Origin of the sequence: Marinobacter piscis, assembly GCF_007671655.1 — a bacterium.
Classification (GTDB): Bacteria; Pseudomonadota; Gammaproteobacteria; order Pseudomonadales; family Oleiphilaceae; genus Marinobacter; species Marinobacter piscensis.
On the sequence record NZ_VCGX01000002.1, the window covers coordinates 25,772 to 41,514 of the forward strand.

The window sequence follows — 15,743 nt, forward strand, 5'->3', positions numbered from 1 at the left end:
CATCCCCCACCTGCTCTATATCTGACTTTAAAACTGCAACCGTTTAGACATCGAAAATTTGGAGAATCACTCGAATGACCAAGATTGCCACCATTAAAGCCCGTGAAGTTCTGGATTCTCGTGGTAACCCCACGGTAGAAGCGGATGTGATCCTGAAGGACGGTACGTTGGGCCGCGCCTGTGCGCCGTCTGGTGCGTCTACGGGTTCCCGTGAAGCCCTGGAGCTGAGGGATGGCGATGCCTCCCGGTATTTGGGCAAGGGCGTGCTTAAGGCAGTTGAGGCCATTAACGGCAAAATCAGTGATGCGCTGAAAGGAAAAGATGCTGCTGACCAGCGTGGTCTGGACAACATCATGATTGAGCTGGACGGCACTGATAACAAAGCCAATCTTGGTGCAAACGCCATTCTGGCGGTGTCGCTGGCAGCGGCAAAAGCGGCCGCAGAGTCTCTGGGCAAGCCGCTTTACGAGCATATCGCTGACCTTAACGAGACGTCCGGCAAGTTCAGTATGCCCGTACCGATGATGAACATCCTGAACGGTGGCGAACACGCGGATAACAACGTGGATATTCAGGAGTTCATGGTGCAGCCAGTCGCCGCTAAGAGCTTTGCGGAAGCTCTGCGCATTGGTGCCGAGATTTTCCACAGTCTGAAAAAAGTGCTTCAGGCACAGGGACTGAACACAGCGGTCGGCGATGAAGGTGGCTTTGCACCCGATCTGCCATCTAACGAAGCCGCACTGGCGGTGATCAAAGAGGCGGTTGAAAAAGCGGGTTACAGTCTGGGTACAGACATTACGCTGGCGTTGGACTGCGCAGCCTCAGAGTTTTATAAAGAGGGCCAGTATGTATTGGCCGGGGAAGACAAGAGCTTTGATTCTGCAGGCTTTGCGGATTATCTGGCTGGCCTGGCTGAGCGCTATCCGATTGTTTCTATTGAAGATGGAATGGATGAGAGTGACTGGGATGGCTGGAAAGTTCTGACTGATAAGGTCGGTAACAAGGTTCAGTTGGTCGGGGATGATCTGTTCGTCACCAATACCCGGATTCTCAAGCGCGGTATTGATACCGGTGTTGGCAATTCCATTCTGATCAAGTTTAATCAGATTGGCAGTCTCAGTGAAACTCTGGATGCTATCAGGATGGCGCAGGACGCTGGTTTTACCGCGGTTATTTCGCACCGTTCCGGGGAGACTGAGGACACGACGATTGCAGACCTTGCGGTGGCTACCTGTGCAGGCCAGATCAAGACCGGCTCCCTGTGCCGCTCTGACCGTGTTGCCAAGTATAACCAGTTGTTGCGTATAGAAGAGGCGCTGGGCAGCAAGGCATTGTATCGCGGCCTCAGTGAAATTAAGGGGCAGGGCTAAAAAAACTGTCGTTAACCTGTGTCAGTATCTATACTCCAAGCTGAAGTTAACGTATGAATTGGCTGACTCCTGAACGGACACATTACTGATGAAGCTGCTCTGGGCTATCATGGTCATTCTTATTCTCCTGCTCCAGGTGCGCCTGTGGGTCGGGGAGGGCAGCTTTGCGCAAGTGTGGACTCTGGAGGAGGCAATCGCTGAACAGCGCGAGGAAAATGCCGGGCTTTCTGCTCGTAATGAGCGTCTGTACGCGGAGGTGCGCAACCTTCGTAATGAGCAGGGTGCCGTCGAGGAGCGGGCCCGGATGAATCTGGGGTTGATTCGTGATGATGAAACCTTTTTTCTTGTTGTTGAGCAGTAATGTTTTTTGATCTGGAGTACGACGCGGTGGCCAAGGCTTTAACGGGAAACGCTACGAGCACATCCATGTGCGCTTGACGGTGGCCATCCCTGGCCACCGACATTCCCGTTAAAGCCTTGGCCACCGCTCCCCAGACCATATGCAGATGCCCTATGACCTCTCCCAAGTACTGGCTTATTGTCCCCGCCGCAGGCATTGGTCAGCGCATGAAAGCAGAATATCCCAAGCAATACCTCCGTATTAACAATCGCTTTATTCTGGACATCACGCTGTCGCGCCTGATGGGTTCCGGTCTTTTTGCCGGTTGCATGGTTCCGTTGAATGCTGCCGATCAGTGGTGGCCGGAGTCTGACGCCAGCAATGATGATCGTATTCAGACCTGCAGCGGCGGTACGGAGCGGGTGGACTCTGTGCTTTCGGCGCTCTATGCACTGAACGGGCAGGTGGCAGCCGATGATTGGGTGCTGGTTCATGATGCCGCTCGTCCTTGTGTTCATTCCGAAGATCTGGCCAACCTCGTTTCAACGCTGTCTGATCACTCCGTGGGCGGGCTGCTGGCAGCCCCGGTTGCGGATACGCTTAAAAAGGCGCTTCCCGGGCCTGAGGCGAAGGTGTCGGAAACTGTGGATCGCAGTCAGTTATGGCGGGCACTCACACCTCAGATGTTTCGGTATTCCCTGTTGGTTAAAGCCCTGGAAGTGGTCCTGAAAGAGGGGTTGCCGGTTACGGATGAGTCCTCGGCTATGGAGTTTTCCGGTAACATGCCGGTTCTTGTGGAAGGCCGGCCGGATAATATAAAGATTACCGTACCCGCTGACCTGGATCTTGCCGGCTTTATTCTTGGCCGGCTCTGAGTTGACTGGAGTTTTTATGCGAATAGGTCAGGGCTTTGATGTCCACGCCTTTGGTGAAGGGGATGCGGTGATTCTTGGCGGTGTCTCCATACCTCATAACCAGGGCCTGGTAGCCCACTCTGATGGTGATGTCCTCCTGCATGCATTAGCCGATGCACTTTTGGGTGCCGTAGCTCTGGGGGATATCGGTAAGTTGTTTCCGGACACCAGTGCCGAGTGGGCAGGGGCCGATAGCCGGGCGCTGTTACGTCAGGTTATGGCGCGAGTGGCGGATGAGGGCTTTGGTGTTGTTAACGTGGACACAACCCTGATTGCACAAGTACCTAAAATGGCCCCTCACATTGAAGCCATGCGGCTGAACATTGCGCAGGATCTGGGAATCCCGGCGGGCTGTGTGAGTGTTAAGGCAACCACCAGTGAAAAACTCGGGTTTACCGGCCGGGGTGAGGGCATTGCGTGTCAGGCAGTGTGCCTGCTGGAGTCAGTCAACTCGTGACTGATACCAGCGTGCACAAGTGGCGGCTGGATTGGCCGGTTTCAGGTGGCACACGGGTAGCCAGGGCCTGTTTAAAAACCATGCCGGAAGACTTTCGGGTAAGTGAAACATTGGAAGGGTTTCCGGAGTCGCTTTCAGGTTTGTCGGGTGAGGCCGTTGTTGATGGTGATGGAGAGCACTTGTGTTTGCGGCTGGAGAAGACCGGAGATAATACCGAGTATGTGGCGGGTGAGCTTGCGGCTTTGGCGGGCTGTCGGTCTTTTGATGTAGGTTTCTGTGGTCTTAAGGACCGGCATGCGGTAACCACTCAGTGGTTCAGTCTGTACCGGCCCGGTATGTTCGAGGATGATGCGGCGCTAATGGCACAGGTTTCGGAGCGCTGGCGGGTGACGGCCTTTTGCCGAAGCACACGAAAGCTCCGTCGTGGCGAGCATCAGGGAAATCACTTCATCATCAGACTGCGGCAGGTGAGCGCCAGCCGGGAAGCCGTTGACGGTGCACTTGAGCGCCTGAAAAGCCATGGAGCTCCAAATTACTTCGGGCCTCAACGCTTTGGTTTCGGAGGAGCCAATCTGGATCGGGCCGTGCATATTGACCCTTCAACTCTGAATCGTCGCAGGAGGCATGGAAAGGGCCGGGGACGAGCAAGTGGTGGCAGAGGCAGCCGGAAAAACGTATTGTACTTTTCGGCAGCCCGCTCGTGGCTATTTAATGAAGTGCTGGCGGACAGGGTTATGCAGGGCAGTTGGCAAACACCACTTCCCGGAGAGCCAGAGACGTTTGCGACCGGCCCCCTGTGGGGCGACGGAGGCACCACAGCCAGTGGTGACGTCGGGCAGCAGGAACGCAATATTGTGGCACGCACTCCGGAACTGGCAGCATTGTTTCAGACAACCCGCATGAAGCCGGAGCGCCGCCCTTTGGTCGCCACGCCGAAGAGTCTGAACTGGCTCTGGCTGGAGGACAATGTACTTGAACTGGACTTTTTTCTCGAGCCGGGGCAGTACGCAACCACCGTTTTGAGCGATATTTTTGAGCTTGAGGACATGAGCCTCGGCCACCATACACAGACGCATGGCTGAACAGTCGGCTTAGCCATCGCGTGGCCAGATAATGTCGGGAGATTATTGTGCGCATTTTGTTGTCAAATGATGACGGTGTTCATTCGCCGGGGCTTATCGCCCTGTATGAAGGTCTCAAAACCCTGGGTGATCTTGAAGTCGTCGCCCCGGACAGGGATCACAGCGGAGCGAGTAATGCACTGACGCTTAACCGCCCCCTTACGGTAGAAGATCATCCGGGTGGTTTCCGCTCTATTGATGGTACGCCCACCGACTGTGTGCACCTGGCTGTTAATGGCCTGTTTCCTGAATCGTTTGACCGGGTAGTTTCCGGTATCAACACTCACGCTAACCTGGGAGACGATATCATCTACTCCGGCACTGTCGCGGCCGCAACGGAAGGTCGCCATCTGGGGCTGCCGGCGATTGCCGTCTCTCTGGTCAGTGAAGGGCAGAATCATTTTGATACAGCCGCCAGAGTTGTCCGTATGCTCCTGGAAAGTGAGCGCCCCCTGAGCCTGGGGCCACGGTCAATATTGAATGTGAATGTGCCGGATGTGCCCTGGGAAGAGCTGGCGGGCTTTCGCGTGACCCGCCTCGGTAACCGCGAACGGGCGGAAAGCGCGGTACCCATGACCTGTCCCAGAGGAAAAGAGCGTTATTGGATTGGTGCTGCGGGTAAGGGTGGTGATGCGGGCCCGGGAACTGACTTTCACGCTGTCGCACAAGGGTATGTTTCGCTGACGCCGGTTCACATTGATATGACTCGTCATGAAGCCCTGGTGTCCCTCAGAACCTGGGCAGACTCACTTCCGGATGTTCACGGAGGCGGTGTGTGAGCAGTCCTCTGCAAGGTATCGGGATGACATCCAGACGTACGCGTATGCGCCTGGTGCAGCGCCTCAGGGAGTCTGGTATTGAGTCAGACGCCGTGCTCGAGGTTATGGGGCAGGTGCCGCGTCATATATTTCTGGATGAGGCTTTGTCCCACCGGGCTTATGAGGACACCTCATTGCCTATCGGTCACGGCCAGACGCTGTCTCAGCCGTATATTGTGGCCCGGATGACGGAGTTATTGCTCAGGCATGAGCCCGCCAGTGTGCTGGAGTTAGGGACAGGCTCGGGGTATCAGACAGCGGTGCTGTCGCAATTATTTGAGCAGATATACAGCGTGGAGCGGATCAAGCCTCTACAGGACCGGGCCCGGGAACGGTTGCGTCAGCTCAACATCCGGAATGTGCTTCTCAAACATGCAGATGGAGGCATGGGGTGGCCGGAACGCGGTCCGTTTGATGGCATTATCGTGACCGCAGCACCGATGGATGTGCCCGGTGAACTCCTGGACCAGCTTGCCGATGGTGGTGTGCTGGTAGCGCCAGTAGGTGAAGAGCGTCAGGTCCTCGTGGAAGTGATGCGACATGGTAACGAGTTTGAGCGCCGCGAGCTTGAGCCTGTTCATTTCGTGCCCTTACTGGGCGGAGTTGTCCGTTGAGTGGGCGACAGCCGGAATCACCGGCAGGCGCACACACTCGTCAACAGCATCCCGTTACCATTTTTTTCAGGGGCGTTGCGATGGGCGCCGCGGATATTGTTCCTGGTGTATCCGGCGGTACTATTGCGCTTATAACCGGTATTTACTTTCGCCTTCTGGAAGCGATCAACGCGGTTCCCGGCGCGTTGCGCAAGGACTTGTTCAGGGGCAACCTGAGAGCTTTCTGGCACGCCTGTGATGCGACTTTCCTCGCTACTTTGTTAGCGGGAATCCTTTCAAGTATTGCAGCCCTGGCCTCGGGAATCAGTTTTTTACTGACTGAATACCCGATTCTCGTCTGGAGTTTTTTCTTCGGACTTATTCTTGCATCAGTCTGGCATGTGGGGCGCCAGGCCATTCATTACCGACCGGGACTGTTTATACCTCTCGCTGTTGGTGTTGCCATCGCCTGGTGGATTACGACTCTGTCAGCAGGGCAGGTGAACCCTTCGGGCCTGACATTTTTCGCGGCTGGGGCCGTTGCAATCTGCGCGATGATACTGCCAGGCATTTCCGGAAGTTTTATCCTGGTTATCCTGGGTATGTATGCACCGGTTCTGGCGGCCATCCGGTCTTTTGACCTTGGAGTCCTGTTCTTGTTTATGGTTGGGTGCCTGGTGGGGTTGCTTTCTGTGGCACGGCTGATTACATGGGCATTCCATAACTACCATGACTCTGTACTGGCATTGCTTACCGGCTTCATGATTGGCGCACTGAATAAAGTCTGGCCATGGAAAGAAACACTGAGCTGGCGAATAAACAGTTCCGGAAAACAGGTACCTTTGAATGAGGTAAGTGTCACTCCGGAGACATTTGCCAGCATCACCGGCTCGGACCCGCAAGTCGCCATGGCTTTGGTCATGTCAGTTGTGGGTGTGGCTCTGGTTATTGGCATTGAGTGGCTGGGTGCCCGGGGATTCAGGCGGTAAACCGGTGTTACTTTCGCAGGCATACAGCTGTTTCCGGTTGTAACAGAAACCATAGCGCGTAACAGAAACAACAGCCTGGTAACTTGGATTTGGTTTGGAAATGTGCGATACATTAGCGAGTTACTTCTTAAACTTCAGGGTTTTCTTTGAGCAAATGTAAAGCCTGCCTCTCTCTGCTTCTTATTGTAGCGCTTACAGGCACCCTGAGTGGCTGTAATACTCAGGCGCTTCATCGCGATGATATCTATAACCCTCCGGTCTACTGGGGCCGGCATGTTGTTCGTCAGGGTGAGACTCTGTATGGCATCGCCTGGTCCTACGGTCGGGATTACCGGGAACTGGGCAGGGCTAACGGTATAAGTCCACCCTGGAATATCCAGGTGGGGCAGGTCCTGCGTCTGGATCTTCGGGGTAAAACAGGCTCCGGAAGTAGTCGTGGAACAACGACACAACATGCAAGCACATCCTCCCGCTCTTCATCACGAACGCAACCCGCCCGGGCTTCTACAAGACAAACTGCGAGCCCCAAAAAGCCGAGGGTTACCAGCAAACCGGATACGTCCGCTCCCCTGGCATCCCGCACCCAGACAGTTGCCAGTATCCCCTGGCGCTGGCCGCACTCTGGCACTGTAATTGCAGGGTATTCTGCGTCGGGTAAAGTCAACAAAGGTGTTGATATTTCCGGAAAAGCAGGAGACTCTGTAAGAGCAGCCGCAGACGGTAACGTAGTCTATGCAGGTAACGGCTTGCTGGGTTACGGCAACCTGATCATTATTAACCATAATGAGCATTACCTGAGCGCCTATGCCCATAATCGAAAGATTCTGGTCAGTGAAGGCGAAACGGTGAAAGCCGGGCAGGTTGTGGCTGAGCTTGGCAGCAGTGGCGCTCAAAGACCCATGCTGCATTTCGAGATCCGGAAAAATGGCAAACCGGTTGATCCGGCTCATTACTTGCCAGCACGCTAATAATTGACAGAGTGTCTTTCAAAAGAATAAAAACGTGAGGCAAGTGTTTTAGCAGGTGCGTAAAGATGTCCTGAAAAACAAAAAAGAGAACCCGGGCCCGTAATAATAAGAGAGTCGGGCACATATCCAGGATGAATGAAAGGCAGGGCAAAGATATGTCAGCAGAACAAGAAGATATGATTGTCGATCGTATAAAGGATGTTGATGGCTCTGAGGATCAGTTACTCGCAGAGAAAAAAACCGATACAACAGCTCCGGAGACTGTTGTTGACGACAGGAAATTTTCGGGCCAGAAACGTTACTACACCAGTTCCAGGCAATTGGATGCTACCCAGCTTTACCTCAATGAAATAGGCTTTTCGCCACTTCTGACCCCGGAGGAGGAGGTCTATTTTGCGCGCCTCGCACGGAAAGGTGAGGAATCAGGGCGGAAGCGAATGATTGAAAGCAACCTGAGACTGGTTGTAAAAATAGCCCGGCGTTATGTTAACCGTGGCCTGACACTTCTGGATCTGATTGAAGAGGGAAACCTGGGGCTTATCCGTGCGGTAGAAAAGTTTGACCCTGAGCGGGGCTTTCGTTTCTCCACTTACGCCACCTGGTGGATACGCCAGACCATAGAGCGGGCAATCATGAATCAGACCCGCACCATCCGGTTGCCCATCCACGTAGTAAAAGAACTGAACCTTTATTTGCGGGCCGCCCGGGTTCTGACGCAGCAACTGGACCATGAGCCCACGGCCGAAGAAATCGCGCAAATGGTGGACCGGCCGGTTCGTGATGTGAAGCGGATTCTTGGTCTCAATGAGCGCGTTGCCTCCATGGACACGCCCATTGGAAATAATGGTGAAAAATCCCTGCAGGATACGGTGGCTGATGAAGGAGCGGCAGATCCGGCTTCTGTACTGCAGGAAAGTAATATGAGCGCCTGTCTGGGGGAATGGATAGATCAGCTCAGCGCCAAGCAGCAAGAAGTATTGTCACGCCGGTTTGGATTACGGGGTTATCCTGTCTGCACTCTGGAAGAAGTGGGTAAAGAGATTGGCCTCACCCGGGAGCGCGTCCGCCAGATTCAGGTAGAGGCTTTGCGGCGTTTGCGCGAAATCCTTGAAAAGGAAGGTCTCACCGGAGAACTGCTCTTCGAGTAGCTTTTCTGACGCAACATCGAAAACGCCGGTCATATCGAATGACCGGCGTTTTGTGTTTTAGTATCCCTGCAAATGAGAACCAGGCGGTGCCCGAGTTCTTCAGATCGTTGATAGAATGGGGAGGCCGGGCCCGGACGTACGCACCTGGTGACCACTGAACTCTCACAATAAAGACGTAAAAGGAAGGGATTATGAAAAAGGCGTTTCTGACCAGTGTCGCATCCGTGATACTCGCGGCCACACTCGCATCTCCGGCCTCAGCACTTACTGTCAGCGGGGTCGATATTCCGGAAAGCTACTCTGCCGGTAACACAGATCTGCAGTTAAACGGTGCAGGCACCCGCTCCAAGTTTTTTATGGATTTGTACATTGGCAGTCTTTACGTACCGGAAGCTCAGCAGAACGGTAATGCTGTAGTAGACGCTGATGAGCCCCAGGCTATAACTCTGCATGTGACCTCCGGGATGATCACCAGTGAGCGTATGACGGACGCGACCATGGAAGGCTTTGAAGCCTCCACAGATGGCGATATGTCTGCCGTCCAGGCAGACATTGATCAGTTTATGTCCGTGTTTAAAGAGGAGATCAAGGAAGGCGATGTGTTTGATCTTGTCTATTTGCCCGGTGAAGGCGTAAAAGTTCTGAAAAACGGTGAAGAGAAGGACACGGTCGGTGACCTTGAATTCAAAAAAGCACTTTTTGGTATCTGGCTTTCTGATGACCCCGCACAGAAAAGCCTGAAAAAGGACATGCTGGGACAGTAACAGCTCTGTCCCGCGGTCAACACAACCGGTTATCACGCCCGGGGCAGTCTGCGTGATAACCGGGGCCTTAGCGCAGGCCTGACTGATTACTGATAATCGTTTTTCTCTTTGAATTCACACAGGTCCTCAATAATACAGGCACCGCATCTGGGTTTGCGCGCCACACAAGTATAGCGTCCGTGCAAGATAAGCCAGTGGTGGGCGTCCTGAAGAAATTCTCTGGGCACCAGTCGCATCAGGCGTTGCTCTACTTCCAGAACATTTTTCCCCGGGGCAATACCGGTGCGATTGGAGACCCGGAAGATGTGGGTGTCCACGGCCATTGCCGGTTTGCCAAACGCGGTGTTAAGTACTACGTTCGCTGTTTTACGGCCGACCCCGGGCAGGGCCTCAAGATCCTTCCGGTTATCCGGAACCTCACCATTGTGTTTCTCAATCAGCATGCGACAGGTTTTAATCACATTTTCCGCTTTGCTGTTGAACAGGCCAATGGTCTTGATGTAGTTCTTCAGTCCTTCCACCCCCAGCGCCAGTATCGATTCTGGAGTATTGGCAACGGGGAAGAGTTTTGCGGTTGCTTTGTTCACCCCCACGTCCGTTGCCTGAGCTGACAGGATAACGGCGATCAGTAGTTCAAACGGGTTGCTGTAATTCAGCTCTGTTGTCGGGTTCGGGTTGGCTTCTCTCAGGCGAGAGAAAATTTCAGTACGTTTGGCTTTGTTCATAATATTTCATAGCGACGGTGGTTGCAGGTTATGAGACATTCCCGGTTACACGGACACGCTTGCTGCCGGGCGTTACAGCTGGCTGGGCTGCCTCCTGACGTTTTTTGAGTTGATTGTCGATGCTGTTTTTAAGGGCAATCAGCAACCCAAGGCCCACAAAGGCTCCGGGGGGTAATACCATAAACAGCATCTCGGGGTAGTTGGCAAAAGGCCGGATAACCCAGTTCTCGGCCATGGGCCCCAGAAGCAGGTGCATATCTGCAAACAGCGTGCCCTGACCAATCAGTTCGCGCATACCACCCAGAATAACGAGCACGATCAAAAAGCCTGCTCCCATCATGGCGCCATCGAGCAGGGCGGGGCCGGGAGCATTGCGGGATGCGAAGGCATCTGCCCGGCCGAGAATGGCGCAGTTGGTAACAATAAGAGGGATAAAAATACCAAGAATCTGGTACAGCTCGTAGGTGTACGCCTGCATCAGCAACTCTGCGCAGGTGACAAAGGAGGCAATAATCATAACAAAAGCGGGCAGGCGTACAGATTCACCGACAAAGTTACGGATCAGGGAAACCGCCAGGTTAGAGCCCATCAACACCAGTAATGTTGCCAGCCCCAGGCCCACGGCATTTACGACCGTGCTGGTAACTGCCAGAAGAGGACACAACCCCAGCACCTGAACCAGTGCGGGGTTGTTGTCCCAGAGTCCGTCACGAATGATTTCGCGGGATGTTTTTGTGGCCATAATCAGGATTGCTCCACGTTCAGAGGGTCGTCCGTCAGATCTGCGGGGGTAACGTCAGGGCCTTGTCTGGACGGTGTCTTGTTCATTCGAGCCTGGATAATCCTTTGGTTTTTTCGAAAATAGATCAAGGATTTCTGTACGGCTTTTATCACGGCGCGAGGGGTGATTGTCGCGCCGGTAAACTGGTCAAAAACACCCCCGTTTTTCTTTACATTCCACCTCTTGGGCCTGGGGTTGCCCAATGAGCGCCCTTCAAAGGTCTTCACCCAGTCGGATTTGCGTATTTCTACCCGGTCGCCAAGCCCCGGTGTTTCTTTATGGGCGATAACCCGTACACCGAGAACCGTTCCTTCAGGGGCGATGCCCACGAGCAATTTAATGTCTCCTGAATAGCCGTCCGGGGCAATGGCTGGCATGATGATCCCGACAGGCCGCCCGTCCTGGCGCGCAACCCAGACTGTCACCGGGCCGTCTGTCGCCAGTCGGTCGCTGGCAGGAAGTTCCAGTGTGTCTTTCAGCAGGTCGTTATTGTGAGCGCTTTCCGGGATGATTTCATACAGCGCTTTGGCCTCAGCTCTGGCTGCCTGCTCGCTAATGCGGTCGCTGGTCAGGGCCTGGGTTACTGCGATAGTGCCGCCGGTAATAACTGCAAAAATTCCCAACCCGATGGCACTGCGCCGGATAGATTGAAACATCGTTGACATGATTCAGCTCCTGCTCCGGCCCGGGTGTCCACGCCGGGCTTTGGGGTGGCCATAGGTGCGTGGTGGAGTGTAGTGGTCAATAAAAGGCACGGCAAAGTTCATCAGCAGAACGCTGAAGGCAATGGCGTCCGGATAGTTACCCCAACTCCGGATCAGATAGATAAGCACGCCGATACCGGCACCGTAGATCAGCTTGCCCTGATGGCTGGTGGCGGCTGAAACCGGATCAGTCGCTATAAAGAAGGCCCCGAGCATGGTGCCTCCGGCCAGAAGGTGGAGCGACAGTGGCGCGTACTGATCCGCATTACTGCCAAATGCCAGACTCATAATCACCAGTGCCGCCAAAAACGCGGTGGGGATGTGCCAGGTGATGATTTTCAGGGCAATCAATACGAGACCGCCTGCAAGGAAAGCCGCGTTCACCCATTCCCAACCCTTTGCGATGCGTTCACCAAAGGCAGGGTGTGCAAGAACTTCCACAGAGGTGTGGCTGCCTATTTTATGTTTGTATTCGTCCAGCGGAGTTGCCATGGTCCACCCGTCCATGACTGTTTGCTGACCCGAGGCAATAGCACTCAGTGTATCCCCAAAACCGGGCGCTTCGGCCCAGAGCAGAGCTGGCTCTGCCCAATTGGTAGTCATGGCAACCGGGAAAGAGATAAGCACCAGGGCATAACCGACCATGGCCGGGTTGAAGGGGTTGGACCCCAGACCACCATAGAGTTGCTTGGCAACAACGATGGCAGAAATAACGGCGATTGCTGACACCCACCAGGGCGCAAACTGCGGCAATGACAGCCCCAGCAGCAGCCCGGTCACGGCGGCAGTATTGTCCCTGAGAAAAAAGGCCACGGTTTTTTTGCGCAGTGCAAGCAGGGCTGCTTCGGACACCAGTGCTATCAGAACGCACCAGACCACATTAATCAGATTTCCCCAGCCAAAAAACACAGTCTGCGCCAGTAAGCCGGGCAGGGCCGCCAATATGACCCATAACATCACCCTGGAGGTGGGCCGGGGACTATGGGTGTGGGGTGAAGACTGTTGAACTAACGCCATGAGAATCGTGCCTGTGCGGAAGTTATTCGGTGGACTGGAATTCGGATTGAGCTGCCCTGGGGCTGCGAGCCTCTTCCAGAGCATTTTCCGCCCGCTTCACTCGATCGCGGTTCTTGGCAACCGCTCGCTCCAGCTTGCTAACGTTGTCTGCTTGCTGGGCTTTTGCGTCATCAAGCATTGACTGCATGTTTTCCAGTTTGGACTGTGCCTGGGCAAGTTGTTGCTCTAAGGCTTTAGTGTCGGTTTTTTCCGGTTCAGAAGCGGCCCCGGTCCGGGTACTATCCGAGTTGCTCTTCTTGCGCGCCAGTGCCTGCTCTACCAGGGCAGCTTTTGCGGCCCGGGTATTTTTAGCTTCACCCTTGGCTGTGGCTTTTTCAGCTTCTGTCGTCTTCTTTTTCTGAGCTTCAGCGGCCGCTTGTGCACGCTCTTTGCGACGCTGTTCTTTTTCTTTTTGCTCACGCTCAAGTCTTTGCTGGCGGGCCTCAAACCGCTCGCGAGCATGGTCTGACTTGAGCTGCTCTGCCTGCTGCACGCGAATCTCGCCTTTGGCGTAACGGTAATACTGTACAAGCGGGATGGAGCTGGGGCATACATACGAGCATGCACCGCACTCAATGCAGTCAAACAGGTTGAGGTGCTCAGCTTTTTCAAACTCAGCCGCTTTGGCGTGCCAGAACAACTGTTGTGGCAACAGTCCCATGGGGCAGACGTCAGCGCATCGTGCGCAACGGATACAGGGCTGTTCGGGAGGCGGCTCGGGTAACTCGGTGGCAGTTGCGGCGATAATGCAATTACTGGTCTTGATGACAGGGACTGTTGTGGTTGTCAGTGTATGCCCCATCATAGGGCCACCGAGCACGAGGCGGCTGAGACGGTCTGTCTGCAACCCCGCCTGTTCCAGAAGATAATCCACCGGGGTGCCCAGCAAGACATCAAAGTTGCCTGGTGTGGTCAAGGCTTCGCCGGTGAGTGTCACTGTGCGTTCGATCAGCGGGGTGCCTTCAAAGATCGCCCGCGAGACAGCAACAGCGGTTCCTATATTCTGACACATCACCCCGATATCTGCCGGAATGCCGCCGCTGGGAACCTCCTTGCCGGTAAGGATCTGGATCAGCTGTTTTTCGCCGCCAGAAGGGTACTTGGTCGGGATAACAGCGATTTCAATCCGGGTGCCCTCTATGGCTTTATTCAGAGCTGATGCAGCCTCTGGCTTGTTGTCCTCAATGCCAATGACACAGCGCTCCGGGCGCAGAACCCAGGCCATTACTTTCAGGCCGGCAATGACGTGATCCGCCCGCTCGCGCATGGTCATGTCATCGGCAGTAATGTAAGGCTCACACTCAGCGCCATTGAGAATCAGCGTATCCACCTTCCGGTCCCGGGAAGGCTTCAGTTTGATGTCGGTCGGGAAGCCGGCGCCTCCCATACCGGATATGCCTGCCCGATGAATAATATTCAGTACCTCATCGCGCCCCAGCTTGCGATAGTCGCTGACAGGCTGGCGCTCCACCCACTGATCAGCGCCATCGGGCGTGAGGGTGATGCAGGTATCGGTCATGCCTGAAGGATGGGGCACGGGGTGATCGCCAATGTGCTCAATCGTGCCTGATGTCGGGGCGTGCACAGGTACGCCCATACCATGGCGGCTGTCGGCAATCAACTGGCCTTTGAGAACCGTGTCGCCCACCGCAACCACAGCCTCTGCCGGATCACCTATATGCTGCTGCAAAGGCAGTACCAGTTGTTCCGGAATCCCGGCGGCTGTTATGGGGCGGCTGGTGGAAATCTGTTTGTGTTCAACAGGATGGATGCCACCTTTAAAGTCCCAAAGCTGAGTCATCAGGGGTGCACCTCCTGGCGGTCTGTAGCGATCAAAACGGGTTCAGGCTGAGGCCAGGTCCAGTCACGAATGTCAGGCTCCACGATAACCATATCGATGCAGTCAACAGGGCAGGGCTCTACACACAGGTCACAACCCGTGCATTCACTCTCTATTACGGTATGCATGTGTTTTGCGGCACCCAGAATGGCGTCTACCGGGCAGGCCTGGATACACTTCGTGCATCCGATACACTCGTCTTCCCTGATGACGGCTACCCGTTTAGCCTGTTCTACGCCATGTTCGGCGTCCAGAGGCTGGGGCTCTATATCCAGAAGGTCAGCCAGAGCCTTGATGGTGGTTTCACCACCGGGAGGGCATTTATTGATCGGGCCACCATCGGCAATGGACTCGGCATAAGGGCGACAGCCGGGGTACCCGCACTGGCCGCACTGAGTTTGTGGCAGTAAGGCATCTACCTGCTCGACCAGCGGATTACCCTCAACACGGAATCGTTCAGATGCAAACCCCAGTAAAGCGCCAAATACCAGGGCGAGGCCGAGCAGAACCACAACGGCAATAATGATGCCTGTCCACATAAAAACGCGTCCTCGTTAAACGCTGACCAGACCGGTAAATCCCAGAAACGCCAGCGACATCAGCCCTGCGGTAACCATGCCAATGGCTGCGCCCTGGAAAGAGACCGGGACATCAGCCACAGCAATACGCTCACGCATAGCGGCAAATAACACAAGCACCAGGGAAAAACCGGAGGCAGCGCCAAAACCGTAAAGTACCGATTCAACGAAGTTGTTGTTTTTATTCAGGTTAAGAAGAGCTACGCCCAGCACGGCGCAGTTGGTTGTGATCAGTGGCAGAAAAATACCCAGCACACGGTAAAGCAAGGGGCTGGTCTTGCGCACCACCATTTCCGTGAACTGCACAACCACGGCTATCACCAGTATAAACGTGATGGTTTTCAGAAATACCAGGTCCAGCGGTGCGAGCAGGTAAGTATAGGCCAGGTAACTGCACACCGAAGACAGGGTCAGTACAAACGTCGTTGCCAGGGACATGCCCATGGCCGTTTCCAGTTTGCCTGAAACCCCCATGAAGGGGCACAGGCCAAGAAACTGCACCAGCACAAAGTTGTTCACCAGAATGGTGCTGACCAAAATCAGTAAATATTCTGTCATCGGGGTACTCTGCTCAAGC

The 15,743-nt window shown here is 54.6% G+C and carries 18 protein-coding genes; 11 read left to right on the plus strand and 7 right to left on the minus strand.

Annotation, left to right across the window (positions count from 1 at the left end; all coding sequences use genetic code 11):
* Nucleotides 1–74 precede the first annotated feature (74 nt).
* From eno to FFI95_RS05855, 11 genes are all read left to right on the plus strand, one after another.
* The gene (gene eno / locus FFI95_RS05805) at nucleotides 75–1,370 is read left to right on the plus strand and encodes a phosphopyruvate hydratase (protein ID WP_144821500.1); all 1,296 of its coding nucleotides are present in this window, start codon (nucleotides 75–77) and stop codon (nucleotides 1,368–1,370) included.
* Between the two features lie 88 nt (nucleotides 1,371–1,458).
* Nucleotides 1,459–1,731, plus strand: coding sequence for a septum formation initiator family protein (locus tag FFI95_RS05810; RefSeq protein WP_144821501.1), 273 nt, complete (start codon nucleotides 1,459–1,461; stop codon nucleotides 1,729–1,731).
* A gap of 152 nt (nucleotides 1,732–1,883) precedes the next feature.
* Nucleotides 1,884–2,585 (plus strand): 2-C-methyl-D-erythritol 4-phosphate cytidylyltransferase, encoded by a 702-nt coding sequence (ispD, locus tag FFI95_RS05815; protein WP_144821502.1) that lies wholly within the window; start codon nucleotides 1,884–1,886, stop codon nucleotides 2,583–2,585.
* A 16-nt stretch (nucleotides 2,586–2,601) separates the two neighbouring features.
* The gene (ispF, locus tag FFI95_RS05820) at nucleotides 2,602–3,081 is read left to right on the plus strand and encodes a 2-C-methyl-D-erythritol 2,4-cyclodiphosphate synthase (RefSeq protein WP_144821503.1); all 480 of its coding nucleotides are present in this window, start codon (nucleotides 2,602–2,604) and stop codon (nucleotides 3,079–3,081) included.
* Entirely contained in the window at nucleotides 3,078–4,163 is a 1,086-nt protein-coding gene (gene truD, locus FFI95_RS05825) for a tRNA pseudouridine(13) synthase TruD (protein ID WP_144821504.1), read from the plus strand. The genes ispF and truD overlap by 4 nt, the downstream gene beginning before the upstream one ends.
* 47 nt (nucleotides 4,164–4,210) lie before the next feature.
* On the plus strand, nucleotides 4,211–4,981 hold the full coding sequence (gene surE, locus FFI95_RS05830; RefSeq protein ID WP_144821505.1) for a 5'/3'-nucleotidase SurE: 771 nt from the start codon (nucleotides 4,211–4,213) through the stop codon (nucleotides 4,979–4,981).
* Nucleotides 4,982–5,004: 23 nt separating this feature from the next.
* Nucleotides 5,005–5,634 (plus strand): protein-L-isoaspartate(D-aspartate) O-methyltransferase, encoded by a 630-nt coding sequence (locus FFI95_RS05835; protein ID WP_425463054.1) that lies wholly within the window; start codon nucleotides 5,005–5,007, stop codon nucleotides 5,632–5,634.
* Nucleotides 5,635–5,714: 80 nt separating this feature from the next.
* Nucleotides 5,715–6,602 (plus strand): DUF368 domain-containing protein, encoded by an 888-nt coding sequence (locus tag FFI95_RS05840; RefSeq protein ID WP_144821507.1) that lies wholly within the window; start codon nucleotides 5,715–5,717, stop codon nucleotides 6,600–6,602.
* Nucleotides 6,603–6,748: 146 nt separating this feature from the next.
* Nucleotides 6,749–7,570, plus strand: a complete 822-nt coding sequence (locus FFI95_RS05845) for a peptidoglycan DD-metalloendopeptidase family protein (RefSeq protein ID WP_144821508.1) — start codon at nucleotides 6,749–6,751, stop codon at nucleotides 7,568–7,570.
* Between the two features lie 155 nt (nucleotides 7,571–7,725).
* Nucleotides 7,726–8,718 carry an RNA polymerase sigma factor RpoS gene (gene rpoS, locus FFI95_RS05850; RefSeq protein ID WP_144821509.1) on the plus strand — a complete coding sequence of 331 codons (993 nt, stop codon included), beginning with the start codon at nucleotides 7,726–7,728 and terminating at the stop codon, nucleotides 8,716–8,718.
* 191 nt (nucleotides 8,719–8,909) lie between these two features.
* Nucleotides 8,910–9,482, plus strand: a complete 573-nt coding sequence (locus FFI95_RS05855) for a chalcone isomerase family protein (RefSeq protein WP_144821510.1) — start codon at nucleotides 8,910–8,912, stop codon at nucleotides 9,480–9,482.
* An 86-nt stretch (nucleotides 9,483–9,568) separates the two neighbouring features.
* Here the strand turns inward: FFI95_RS05855 and nth are convergent, their stop codons facing one another.
* The 7 genes from nth to rsxA are packed head-to-tail and all read right to left on the minus strand — an operon-like array spanning nucleotide 9,569 to nucleotide 15,724.
* A complete protein-coding gene (gene nth, locus FFI95_RS05860) occupies nucleotides 9,569–10,207 on the minus strand; it encodes an endonuclease III (RefSeq protein ID WP_144821511.1) in 639 nt (212 codons plus the stop codon).
* 28 nt (nucleotides 10,208–10,235) lie between these two features.
* Complete coding sequence (locus FFI95_RS05865; protein ID WP_144821512.1) at nucleotides 10,236–10,949, minus strand: electron transport complex subunit E; 714 nt, start codon at nucleotides 10,947–10,949, stop codon at nucleotides 10,236–10,238.
* A 2-nt stretch (nucleotides 10,950–10,951) separates the two neighbouring features.
* Nucleotides 10,952–11,653, minus strand: coding sequence for an electron transport complex subunit RsxG (rsxG, locus tag FFI95_RS05870; protein ID WP_144821513.1), 702 nt, complete (start codon nucleotides 11,651–11,653; stop codon nucleotides 10,952–10,954).
* Nucleotides 11,654–11,656: 3 nt separating this feature from the next.
* The gene (rsxD, locus tag FFI95_RS05875) at nucleotides 11,657–12,709 is read right to left on the minus strand and encodes an electron transport complex subunit RsxD (RefSeq protein WP_144821514.1); all 1,053 of its coding nucleotides are present in this window, start codon (nucleotides 12,707–12,709) and stop codon (nucleotides 11,657–11,659) included.
* Nucleotides 12,710–12,731: 22 nt separating this feature from the next.
* Complete coding sequence (rsxC, locus tag FFI95_RS05880) at nucleotides 12,732–14,549, minus strand: electron transport complex subunit RsxC (RefSeq protein ID WP_144821515.1); 1,818 nt, start codon at nucleotides 14,547–14,549, stop codon at nucleotides 12,732–12,734.
* Nucleotides 14,549–15,127: an electron transport complex subunit RsxB gene (gene rsxB, locus FFI95_RS05885; RefSeq protein ID WP_144821516.1), complete on the minus strand. Its 579-nt coding sequence runs from the start codon at nucleotides 15,125–15,127 to the stop codon at nucleotides 14,549–14,551. The genes rsxC and rsxB overlap by 1 nt, the downstream gene beginning before the upstream one ends.
* Nucleotides 15,128–15,142: 15 nt before the next feature.
* Nucleotides 15,143–15,724, minus strand: a complete 582-nt coding sequence (rsxA, locus tag FFI95_RS05890; protein ID WP_144821517.1) for an electron transport complex subunit RsxA — start codon at nucleotides 15,722–15,724, stop codon at nucleotides 15,143–15,145.
* Nucleotides 15,725–15,743 lie beyond the last annotated feature (19 nt).